This window comes from Aminobacter sp. P4_H6_2 (assembly GCF_056400805.1).
Window position 1 is genome coordinate 1 of the sequence record NZ_JBFUKO010000116.1, and the last position, 11,363, is coordinate 11,363.

General features: G+C 62.8%; 9 protein-coding genes. 2 read left to right on the top strand and 7 right to left on the bottom strand.

Annotated elements, in window-relative coordinates; all coding sequences use genetic code 11:
* Positions 1 to 95 precede the first annotated feature (95 nt).
* The 4 genes from AC1DUU_RS11515 to AC1DUU_RS11530 form a co-directional block, all read right to left on the bottom strand.
* Positions 96 to 1,748: a vWA domain-containing protein gene (locus tag AC1DUU_RS11515; RefSeq protein WP_476783549.1), complete on the bottom strand. Its 1,653-nt coding sequence runs from the start codon at positions 1,746 to 1,748 to the stop codon at positions 96 to 98.
* A 74-nt stretch (positions 1,749 to 1,822) separates the two neighbouring features.
* A complete protein-coding gene (locus AC1DUU_RS11520; protein WP_476783550.1) occupies positions 1,823 to 2,785 on the bottom strand; it encodes a GlxA family transcriptional regulator in 963 nt (320 codons plus the stop codon).
* A 71-nt stretch (positions 2,786 to 2,856) separates the two neighbouring features.
* Positions 2,857 to 3,753: a bifunctional methylenetetrahydrofolate dehydrogenase/methenyltetrahydrofolate cyclohydrolase FolD gene (folD, locus tag AC1DUU_RS11525; protein ID WP_476783551.1), complete on the bottom strand. Its 897-nt coding sequence runs from the start codon at positions 3,751 to 3,753 to the stop codon at positions 2,857 to 2,859.
* A gap of 112 nt (positions 3,754 to 3,865) precedes the next feature.
* Positions 3,866 to 6,184: a GumC family protein gene (locus tag AC1DUU_RS11530; protein ID WP_476783552.1), complete on the bottom strand. Its 2,319-nt coding sequence runs from the start codon at positions 6,182 to 6,184 to the stop codon at positions 3,866 to 3,868.
* Between the two features lie 163 nt (positions 6,185 to 6,347).
* Between AC1DUU_RS11530 and AC1DUU_RS11535 the strand changes: the two genes are divergently transcribed.
* Positions 6,348 to 7,643: a lipopolysaccharide biosynthesis protein gene (locus AC1DUU_RS11535; protein ID WP_476783553.1), complete on the top strand. Its 1,296-nt coding sequence runs from the start codon at positions 6,348 to 6,350 to the stop codon at positions 7,641 to 7,643.
* Between the two features lies 1 nt (position 7,644).
* Here the strand turns inward: AC1DUU_RS11535 and AC1DUU_RS11540 are convergent, their stop codons facing one another.
* From AC1DUU_RS11540 to AC1DUU_RS11550, 3 genes are read right to left on the bottom strand one after another with little or no spacing between them, the layout of a single operon-like run.
* Complete coding sequence (locus AC1DUU_RS11540) at positions 7,645 to 8,535, bottom strand: DUF6492 family protein (protein ID WP_476783554.1); 891 nt, start codon at positions 8,533 to 8,535, stop codon at positions 7,645 to 7,647.
* Positions 8,532 to 9,299 (bottom strand): WecB/TagA/CpsF family glycosyltransferase, encoded by a 768-nt coding sequence (locus AC1DUU_RS11545; RefSeq protein WP_476783555.1) that lies wholly within the window; start codon positions 9,297 to 9,299, stop codon positions 8,532 to 8,534. Before AC1DUU_RS11545 ends, AC1DUU_RS11540 begins: the two co-directional genes overlap by 4 nt.
* Complete coding sequence (locus AC1DUU_RS11550) at positions 9,296 to 10,471, bottom strand: glycosyltransferase (RefSeq protein WP_476783556.1); 1,176 nt, start codon at positions 10,469 to 10,471, stop codon at positions 9,296 to 9,298. The genes AC1DUU_RS11545 and AC1DUU_RS11550 overlap by 4 nt, the downstream gene beginning before the upstream one ends.
* A gap of 161 nt (positions 10,472 to 10,632) precedes the next feature.
* Between AC1DUU_RS11550 and AC1DUU_RS11555 the strand changes: the two genes are divergently transcribed.
* Positions 10,633 to 11,363 (top strand): glycosyltransferase family 2 protein (locus AC1DUU_RS11555; protein WP_476783557.1); only part of this gene is annotated, 731 nt, incomplete at its 3' end.

Genomic DNA, 11,363 nt, shown 5'->3' on the forward strand with positions numbered 1-11,363 from the left:
GACGATGGTGACGAAAAAACGTGTACACGCAGCCCTCCTTTGTTTGTTGACGCGTTGCGCGACCTAAATAGCCGCGCTCGCTGCAAGTTGCAATCCTACTGGATGGTCACTTCGCTGCGCTCGCCGGCATGGACGGTGGCCGTACCTTCCTTCTTGCCACCATTGGCCTCGCGGTCGACTTCCACGACATAGTCGCCGGCAGGCAAGGTCACCTGGTGCTTCTCGTCGTAGCCCACGCCGAAATCCTTGCGCTCACCCTGGATGTCCTTCTTGGCCGAAAACACCTTGATCGTCTTGGCGCCAGGCGCGCTGACCGCCAGAACACCGGCGTCGAGAACCGCCGTCACGTCGCCACGCTCGCCGACCTTCACGTTGAAGGGCTGCTCGACCTCGGCCTGGTCCATCCTCACGATAGCGACATAGTTGCCAGCGGAGAGATCGAACTTGGCGTCGGAGCCAAAGGCATAGGTCACCTGCTCGCGAGTGCCGTCGATCTTTTTCCTGGCCTTGTAGATCTTCACGTCGAGGCCCGACGCGTCGACCTTCTCGCCACCCTCAGCATAGATAGCATTGACCAGCACATGGCCGACGCCGACCACAACATCCTTTTCGAGGGCCTGGCCGGCGGCAAGCTGGATTGTCTCGCTCGTTTCGCCTTCGCCGATCTTGACCGTCAGCTTCTGCGCGCCGGCGGGCAACACGATCCTGGTCTGACCATAGTTGGTGGCAGGGCCAGTGCCGCCGGGATATTCGATGACGACGGTTGCGCCATCATTGACCTCAGCACCTTCACTCGGGCGCGGGCGGACTATCAGCGTGCCGGCGTTGAGGACATAAAGCGGCTTGTAGACTTGGCCGGCCTCGACCTTGAGCGGCTGCTCGACTGCTGCCTCGCCAAGTATGGCACGGACAATGTAGTCGCCGGCTTCCAGCGAACCCTTGTAGTTGTTGTATTCGGTGGTGAGGCGCTCGCCCTTGGTGCCATCGGCATTGGCCTTGTAGATTTCCCAAGCGTTGCCGGCATCGCTGAGCGGTTCACCACCTGCAGCCATCGTCACTTCGGGTACGAAATTGAATTCGGGCTTGGCCGGTTCGGGTGCCGGAGTTGAGGCCGGCGCGGGCGCAGGTGCTGCAACCGTCTGTACCAGCGCCTCCTCCAGCGCCTTGGCGTCGGAGGCCTGGATGTATTTGCCGCCGGTATTTTCGGCGAGGCACGCGACCTGCCGGCCCTCTTCCGCCGTCAGGCCGAAACCGACGACGTGAGCGGTGAAGTCGACGCCCGATTGCTTTAGCTCCTTGCCGAGCGCGCATGGATCGGCGCTGCAGGTCTCGAGCCCGTCGGTGATGAGGATGACGGTTGCCTTCTCCTCGGTGTATTTCAGATCTTCGGCGGCCTGCTTGACGGCGGCGGAAAGCGGCGTCTTGCCTAGGAACTTCATGCTGTCTGCGGCTGCGGTGATGGCGCTCGCCGAACCGGCGGCCGGCGGCACGACAAGCTCGATGTCGGTGCAGCTGCCCTTTTCGCGGTGACCATAGGCCATCAGGCCAAGCTCTGTGTCGGCGGGCACCGTCTTCAGCACCGTGCGCAGCGCCTCGCGCGCGATCTCCAGCTTGGGCTTGCCGTCAATCTGGCCCCACATCGAGCCCGAGGCGTCGAGCACGATGATGGTCCGGTCGGCGGCATGCGCAGCTGCCATTGCCGACAGCATGAGGGCAGACGCCAGGATGCCTCGTGTAAACGCCTTCATGCCGTCCCTCGCCGATTCAGGTTGATGCCAGCGAGGCTAAACAAGGGGCCTCGGACTGACAACCCTGGGACCGATCAATAGGTGGTGCGGCGCTCTTCGCTTGGCGGGCGGCCAAACTGGAGCCGGTAGCTCTGGGCGAAATAGGAGTGCGAGGTGAAACCGGTGGCGATCGCCACGTCGAGGATGGGCATGTTGGTCTGGCGCAGAAGCTCGCGGGCGCGCTCGAGCCTGAGACGCATGTAGTAGCGCCCGGGCGTGACGTTGAGATGGCGCAGGAACAGCCGCTCGACCTGGCGGACGGACAGGCCTGCGGTCTTGGCGAGCTGCACCGCCGACAGCGGCTCATCGAGATGGTCTGCCATCAGCTCGACGATGCGCTTGAGCTTGTCGGACTTGCCGGTCAGATCACGCTCCGGTCCGACGCGCTGGCGGTCGCCGGCCGAACGGATACGCTCGTGCTGGAACTGATTGGCGACTTCATTGGCGAGATTGGTGCCGAAATCGCGGCGGATGATTTCGAGCATCAGGTCGATCGAGGTGGTCACGCCGGCGCAGGTGTAGCGCTTGCGGTCGATCTCAAAGACATTGTTGGTGCACTCGATATCGGGGAATTTCTCCATGAAACCGGCACGGTTTTCCCAGTGGATAGTGCAGCGGTAGCCGTCGAGCTGGCCGGCTTCGGCGAGCAGGTACGAGCCGACCGAAAGCGCTCCGAGTGCTGCCCCGCGCCGCCCCCAGGATCGGAGCGCGCCGAGCACCTTGCTCTTGCCGGGAAACTCGGTGGCGACACCGACGCAGACGAACATGATGTCGACCGCCGGCACATCGGCGACTGAATAATCGACCTTGAGCGGCAGGCCATTGGAGGCGATCACCGCCTCGCCATCGGCCGAAACAGTGGTCCAGCCATAGACGTCGCGACCGAGCAACCGGTTGGCCGACCGACAGGTGTCGATGGCGGCAACGAGCGAGAACATCGAAAATTTGTCGACCAGCAGGAATGCGAACTGGCGACCTTCGGGGTGAGGCTCTGACATCGAAGCCAAATCTACAGAAAGCGCAGACTTGGGCAAGGAAGCGGCGCCGGTTTCAACAACGCCGCTTTCACTCAGAACCCCCGATATTCGAGGCCGGCGTGGCGATAGGCCGACACCAGCGTATTGGCCATCAGCATGGCGATGGTCATCGGGCCGACGCCGCCAGGCACCGGCGTGATGGCGCCGGCGTTCTTGGCGGCCGAGGCAAACTCGACGTCCCCCACAAGGCGCCACTTGCCTTCGCCTTTTTCAGGCGCCGGAATGCGATTGATGCCGACGTCGATGACAGTCGCACCCGACTTAACCCAGTCGCCCTTGACCATTTCGGGCCGACCGACAGCAGCGACGAGAATATCGGCGGTGCGGCAGAGCGCCGGCAGATCCTTGGTGCGGCTATGGGCTATGGTGACCGTCGCATTAGCGGCAAGCAGGAGATTGGCCATCGGCTTGCCAACGATGTTGGAGCGGCCGACAACGACAGCGTTGAGTCCCGAAAGGTCCTTGCCGTGYTTGCGCTCGATCAGCAGCATCGAGCCAAACGGCGTGCAAGGCACCAGCGCCGTGTCGAGTTCGCCGGTGGCGAGCTTGCCGACATTGATGAAATGGAAGCCGTCGACATCCTTGTCCGGCGCGATCGTCTGGATGATCTTGCCGGCATCGATGTGGCCGGGCAGCGGCAGCTGCACAAGAATGCCGTGGATATCAGGATCGGCATTGAGTGCTTCGACCAGGGCCACCAGTTCGGCTTCCGAGGTTTCGGCGGCAAGCGTGTGCTGGACCGAATGGAAACCGCATTCCTTGGCGGTGCGCGACTTGTTGGCGACATAGACCTGGCTGGCCGGATCCTGGCCAACGATGACCACGGCGAGCCCCGGCTTCACGCCATGCTCGGCAAGTGTGGCCGCCGACTTCTTGACGCCTTCGACGACCTCGGCTGCGACACTCTTCCCGTCAATGATCTCAGCCATGGCTCACTCCGTCTGCTGCATCGTTCGAGGCGGCATTGTCATCAAATTTCCGACCAGCAACCTCGCCATTGCGGCGTCCGGTGCCGTAAACTCGAAACCGCCCGGGAGAATTTCAGAAGTAGCGGCGCGTGCGCCGCTCCCTGAGTTGGTTCAACTCCTTACGAACCTCGCGCAGGCTCTCGCTGATCTCGTCGATCTGGTTTTGCGCTGCCGGCGGCTCGGCACGCGGAACCTGAGGCGCGGGGGCTGCCTGCTGCGGCACGGGCGACCATGGATAATGGCCAGCCGACTGCGGCTTATATGCGGGTGGATAAGGATACGGCGCGGCGTAACCTGGAGCTGTTACAGCAGGTCCGTAGCCTGCTTGAGGCGGCAGTTTTGGACCATAGCCTGCCTGCGGATAGKGCGGATAGGGCGACGCGAAACCAACCTCACCGGCCGGCGGCTGCATCAGTGGCCCTGACATAGGTTGATCGACAACGGGATGCTCACGCGCGCTGGCGACTACCAATGACGGAGTTGTCCTGGCCTCTGGCCTCGGTGCCGTGCCCCGCGCGTCCGGCTCGCTTCCAGTCGTCTCCTCGGGCCTGCGGCGCGACACCGGCTTGGCGCGAGCACGGCGGTTGGCGGTATCGCGCAGGCTTTCGAGCGCGCCACGCAAAGCACCGATGCCCACGCCCGATGCAAAACCAAGCAGCATGCCGGCGATCGAGATCATGGCACGCGACGGCCCGGTCGATTGAAGCGGCGGCGAAGCAGTCGAAATGACGGTCACATTGGCCGAGTTGATGTCCCTTTGCTCGCCCGTTTCACGCGCCCTGAGCAGGAACGCCTCGTAGACGGCGCGCTTGGCGGTGACGTCGCGTTCGAGCTCGCGCAGCGTGACAAGCTCATCGCCGACGCTGCCCTGGCGCACCTTCAATTGGGCGAGCCGGGCGGCGAGCTCCTGCTCCATCTGAACGGCGCGCTTGAGCTCGACCTGGATGGAAGCCGCGACACGGCGCAGCTCCGTTGCGATGCGCTCGCGCGCGCCGGTCAACTGGGCCTCGATGGCCAGACGTTCGGGATGGCGAGGACCAAGTCTCACAGCCGCCCGATCGGCCTCCTGGGTAAGCGCTGCGTACTGCGCCCGCAACTCATTGATGGTGGGAGAGCTGATCGCCTCCGGCAAGGTGCCGCTCAAGACCGCGTCGACGCCGAGACCGCGTGTCGATGCAGCGCGTGCGTTGAGTTCCAAGGTACGCGAGCGCGCAGCAGTCAGCTGGTCGTTGACGCGCTGGATCTCATCGTCGGTGATCAACCGTCCCTGCGGATCGATCAGTTCATTTTCGGCCTTGAAGGCCTCGACCTTGCGTTCGGCTGTTTCAACCGACTTGCGCATTTCATTAAGGCGGGCACTAAGTTCGTCGGTTGCGCGTCCCGCGGTTCCCGCCTGCAACTCGCCAAAGGTCTGCATGAAGACTTCAGTCATCGTGTTGGCGATGAGAGCCGACTTTTCGGCGTCTTCCGTCTTTGCTCCAATCGAGACGACGAACGTATTTGCACCGCGCTCGATGGTCAGCGCTTCGGCGAGATGCGTCGTCGCCAAAGTGTGCCTGCGACCGGCCGAATCTCCAGCTGCCGTATCATCGCGGGAAATCAACGAGCGCAGGAAAGAACGAACACTGAAACCGCCTCCAGCGGTGCCATTGAACTCCGGATCTTCCGCAAGGTTGAGCTTGTCGACGACCTTGGTCAGTACCGACCCCGACGTCAGCACGCGCACCTGGTTTTCGACGACGGCAAGCGTCGCGTCCGAAGGCAGATTGCCAACAGTCAATTCCTGGTCGGAGAGCTTGAGGTTGCGCGGATCGACGATCATCTCGGTCCACGCCTGATACATCTTGGGCGTCGACAGCGCGATTGCCACGCCCATGAGCGCGCCCACCAATGTGGTCGAGACGATCAGCAGCTTCGAGCGGGTAATCCCGCCGATGACTTTCATCGGATCGATCAGCGGCTTCCAACGGACATCGTCATGGTCGCTTTGATCGTATGACGCCATGTCCGGGACCACAGGCTGAACCATCGCGGCAGCGGGAACCGTGGGGCCAAGCAGTCTGTCGCGCCAGTTACCTATCATCGAGGACGGAGCCGGCGCTGCGCTTTCGCTTGCGGACGCCTCTTTGACAGCCGGACGCTCGTTGTTCGGCTTCACCTCCGCCGCAAGCGGGGCCTCGGCGAGTGCGTCACGGGCGGCACTGTCGGCTTCACGGCGCAGGCGCGCCATGCGATGCCGGGTCACCGGATCCTGCGCCCCAGCCTCCTGGTGCTCATCAACGGAGATCGAGAGAAGCGAGGCCCCCTTGGACTTGGACGTAGCGTCGTCCTGGTCCTGCGCAAGCAGCGAGCGCTTGCGCCTCCAGTCGTCGCGATTTCCAGATTCGTCCATGTTTCGGGCAGCTTCCAACAGGATAGTCCGGATCATTGTCCGGTCGTTAACCMAAGCTAAACAGGCGTGGGAAACAAAAGGTTAATTATCCGCCTTTGTGGCATTTTATGCATCCGTCGCGGAACGGCACATTAAGTTTTGGCCCCTATTCTCCGGCCCGATCATGACCCAGGCAAATGACATACCGCGCATGCCGCTGCGCCAGCGTATCGGCAGTTTCCTGTCTGGTCGGCGCGCTGTCCTGCGCGACTATTTCTCGGCGATCAGCGGCTCTGCCGGACGACTGGTCTTTTCGCTGATCTATTTCGTGGCGCTCGCCAACACCTTGTCGATCGCCGATTTCGGTCTTTTCGCCACCGCCTCAGCCGCCGGCGTGATGCTGTCGCGCACGCTTGCCTTCGGCTTCATCTCGGCTCTCTACCGGACGGCGACAATACGTCCCCGACTGATCGGCAGCTACACCGCAGGCTTCCTGATGCTGGCGCTGCTGTCGCTGCCGTTGCTGGCGGCGGCCTCGGCGCTCACCTGGTTCCTGTTCTTCAAAAACACATTGCCCGCCGCGATTTTCGCCACCGTGATCTGCGCCGAAGCCCTGCTCTGGCGGCCGGTCGAGGTGGCAATGATCGTCAACAACGGTCTCGGGCGCTTCGGCAAGGCGGCAATACTGGCTATCCTGACGTCAGCGATAAAATCTGCGGCGGCGGCATTGTTCATTTTCTGGCCCAGCCACACGGTCGAAGCCTGGGCCGGCTTCTACGTCGCCTGCAATCTCGTCTCGCTGACATTGGCTTTCGGCATGTTTTATCCGCGCCAGCGGCTGAGGCTGACACCGGATCTCTACTGGCGACGGCTTTCGGATTCGATCTATGTCGCCGGCGCCGAGGTGCTGTTTTATCTGCAGATGGAATTCGACAAGCTGCTGGTGCTGGCCATGGGCGGGCCGCATCTCGCGGGCATCTATGCCATCGTCATGCGGCTGGTCGACCTCACGGCCATCCCGATCCGCACCTTCTCGATGATGCTGGTGCAGCGCATGATGCGGGCGCCGCAGATGTTGGCCAAGCTGAAGGTCAAGATCGGCATCGAAGCCGGCATCCTTATTGTCTCCACATCGGCCCTGCTGTTCCTCGCCGTGGTGCTGCACTTCTATCCCAATTTCCTCGGACGCAACGTCTCGGAGGCTGCACCTCTGGTTGGGCTCGCGCTGTTCGTGCCGGCCTTGCGCAATCTCGTCGAATATCACGCAGAGCTTTTGTTCGCGCGCGGCCAGACGCTGATCCGCGCCGGCAACCTGGCCATGCTCGCAGGACTGAAGGCTGCCTTGCTGTCCATGCTACTGCTGCAGGTCGCCGACACCGAGACGCTTATATGGTCGCTGAACGGCATGTTCGCGCTGCTCTACCTCGCCTCGGCCGCGGTGACCTATTCGGCTCTGCGTCGGCCAGCCCGGGCGATTTAGTTCAGGCCGTGACAAGCCTGCGGATACGGCCGAGATCGGTACCGATGAAGGATTGCATGCCGATAGCCACCTGCTCGGGCGCCATCGCTGCTACGAAGGCTTCGAACTGCGCATCCGAAAGTGGCGTTCCGGTCCAATGAACCCGACAGAACTCCTCCGAGCCGTGGTAATGCCCGGCACCGTCGATGACCTCGTCGACGAAGCGGCCATAGATCATGCATTCGGAGAATTTGCGCCGTGCGCACACTGCTTCGACCCAATGCCGGCCGCTGATCTTTTCAATCCGGGCGAGCATGTCGCGTACGCTTGAGCGACGCCAGGCGATCAGCGTGGAGATGTAGTCGTGCGGCGAAATTTCAGGCGCGGCGATGCCAAGCACGGCGGCCGCGTTCGCGGACCACATGCGATGGTTCTCGTGGCCGGGGGCAAGCAGCGCATCGTCGCGGCGAAACAGCCGTAACCTGCCGTCGTGCCAGAACCTGGCGCAATCGAACGGCTTCAGGAACGCGACGTCGGAATCGACATAGACAAGTATCTCCTGCTCGATCCGCTCGGCAATGGCCATGCGCCGCAGCTGCTGGACGTGCCAGCCACGCAGCGGCGGTGCCTTGAGACTCAGCCAGATGCGGCGCTTAAACAGGCTTGTCGGGTCGGGCATGTCGCGCAGCCAGGACGGCAACAGATCGCGCTCGTCGATCACGGTGCGGCGGCTGCCTTCGAGTTGGCGAAACAGCGCCACGTCGCGATGCTCAACCAGCAGGTAGTGGTGCGATGCCCCCACGACGTGTCGATCGACAGTCTCGCACAGCAGGCGGCAGCGCTCGAAATCGGCGGCATAGCTGGCCGTCACCAGTGCGGCATCCGGAGCCACCGATGTGCCATTGGCGTTCAAGAGCGGTCCTCCCCGCCCTGCCCCGTCAGTTTCTGCCGCAACACCCGGAGAAGAAACAGCGGATTGCCAACGATGTAGCGCCGCCACAGCCGGCCTGGCTCAATTATCAGACGGAACAACCATTCGAGGCGCAATTGGCGCATCCACTTCGGCGCGCGCGGCACCGAGCCGCTGAGGAAGTCGAGCAGCGCGCCGACGGCGATCGGCAGTGTGCAATGTTCAGGTCCCAGGTTGCGCGCGATCCAGAACTCCTGGCGCGGAACCCCCATGGCGACGAGCAAGATGTCTGGGCGAAGCGCGCCAATATCGGCGACGATCGTGGGTTCTTCCGAAGCGGTGAAGAAGCCATCGTGAACAACGACGAAACGATGCTTTGGCGCGATCTCGGCCAACCGCTCCGCGGCGCGCTCGGCATTGGCGCGCTTTGCGCCGAGCAATGCGACCGTCAGCGGCCTCTCCGACGCCTCGAGCAAGGCAGGCACGAAGTCGGTGCCATTGAGATTGTCGGGAAAAGGCGCTCCATAGAGCCAGCGCGCGGCGAGATCGACACCGACGCCGTCAGCGAGGACCAGGAAATCGTCGAGGGTTGCGGCAAATTCCTTGTCGGAACAGGCGATGTTGGCATTGTGGGCATTGAGGAAGGTGACCTTGGTGAAGGTCTTTTCCCTGAGCCGCCGAGACAAATGAGAGACCGCCTCGTCGCGTCGCAGGCTGGCGACCCGGATGCCGAGGATGCGCCGGACCGGCACAGCCGCCACGCTCACGCCGCCACCTCACGCGCGCCGGCACCAAGCTTGGCGAGGCCAAGCGCAATCGCGCTGTCGAGTGCCGCGATCTGCCGGCGGTGGAAATCGCTGCCGTCGACGTCCGCGACCCTCTGATCGACGCTTTGTTCGAGCGCCCTGGCGAAGGCTGCGGGATCGTCGGTCATGATGCAATTCTGAGGCTTGTGGGTGATGCCGCGCAGCGAGTGTGCAGTTGCCACCGAAGGCAGGCCCAGTTCAAAGGTCTCGATGGTCTTGAGCTGGACACCGCTGCCGGACGTGCTGACGAGCGGGATGACCGCAGCACTGCGTACGAAGGCCTGGGCGTCCGGCACCCGGCCAACGAACTTGACGCCGGGATGCGGCGAAGACACGCCGGCCGGGACACTGCCAGCGATATGGATGCGGAAATCCTTGCGCAGATGCGGCACGACCTTGCCCAGGAACCAGTCGAGGCCGATACGGTTGGGCTCCCAGGTCCAGGTGCCGATCAGAGCCGCCTCGCATTCGATGTTTCGCATGCCCCGTCCGGTCGAAAGCTCCGAACGCGTCACCAGCGGCAGCGCCACCGAGCGCGTGTCGGAGGCAACRCCGAGCTCGGCGCGATCCTCCTCGGCCAGCGTGAAGACAAAACGCGCCTTGCGGCACAACCGCTTCTCGATGACTTCGAGGAGCCTTGCTTCTCGCCGGAACAAGGCGCGTTGAAACGCACCATTGGCGGCTTGCGAATTCTCCGCCGCCGAGCGGAACTCGACATTGTGCGCGACGAAGATCGAAGGCCGGTCCTGAAAGACGCTTTCGAAAGCAGCAACCATCTGGACCGAATTGAGGATGTAGCCGTCGAACGGGCCGGCTGCCTTGATCGCCTCGCGCACCGTCTCATCGGAAACCACGCGCAGCTTGGCTGACGCGAATGTCAGGCCCGAGGCAACCGCGCTCGCCAGCCAGGCGAGTTTGCGCTGCAGGGGTGCCGCGTCGGTACGCACATCGAGCGAAGCAAGGAGAATGGTGTTTTCAGGATCGGACGGCGCCTTGCCCGGCCAGCCAAAGCCGAGCACGGTCACGCGCACGCCGGCACGGCGCAGCGCATCGATGATCGCCTGATTGGCGATCTCGTAGCCTGAGGAAAGCGCCCCGTCAGGCACGATGGATGTGGCAAACAGCAGATGCATCGCAACAAAATTCCTGCCCATGCCCTAGCAGCGTGCGGTGAAGTCTTCATTAAGCAATTCGCGCGGGCTGTGGAATACGGCCACCGACCTGCTCGCGGTCTATTTAACCGACCGTTATGGTGCCGGTGATAGGGAGGGGCATCTAAAACCGGTGCCCTTTCATGGATGCTCTGCCACCTCTCAAATCCGTGACCATTGCAGGCATGTCGCCTGCTTTGGCGGTGGATGATGTGGAAGTGGTGGTCACGCTACCGACCTTCCGCCGGCCACAGCAGTTGCTGGCAACGCTCGATTCGCTCGCCAAGCAAAAAACCGCGCGGCGATTCGCTGTCATCGTCATGGAAAACGACGCCGAAGGCGGCGAAGGCATGCGCGCCGCGCTGCCGTTGTTTGAAAGCGGTGCGATGGCAGGGCTCGTCATCGTCGCTCATGAGCGCGGCAATTGCAGTGCCTATAATGCCGGCTGGCACACAGCGCTCCTGCACTTTCCGAATTTCACCAAGCTTCTGGTGATCGACGACGATGAACTGGCCGATCCGCTGTGGCTTGAAACCATGTGCACCGCCGCCGAAAGCCTTGGTGTCGACATAGTCGGTGGACCGCAGGTGCCCGTCTTCGCCGACCCTGCACATCAGGTTTGGGCGACGCATCCGGTTTTCGCGCCGCCCTACTCCACCACCGGACCAGTTCCAGCGCTCTATTCCTCGGGCAACCTTCTCGTCGGCCGCCATGTACTTTTGGCCATGGGTCCGCCCTTCCTAGACCTGCGTTTCAACTTCATGGGCGGCGGCGATTCGGACTTCCTGAGCCGGGCTGCGCAAAAGGGCTTCAAGCTCGGCTGGTGCGCCGAAGCAAAACTGTTCGAAACTGTGCCGGAACGGCGCCTCGAGGC

Coding starts and splice junctions, on each gene's coding strand:
- AC1DUU_RS11515 (WP_476783549.1), bottom strand. CDS start 1,748: ATGAAGGCGTTTACACGAGGCATCCTGGCGTCTGCCCTCATGCTGTCG.
- AC1DUU_RS11535 (WP_476783553.1), top strand. CDS start 6,348: ATGACCCAGGCAAATGACATACCGCGCATGCCGCTGCGCCAGCGTATC.
- AC1DUU_RS11520 (WP_476783550.1), bottom strand. CDS start 2,785: ATGTCAGAGCCTCACCCCGAAGGTCGCCAGTTCGCATTCCTGCTGGTC.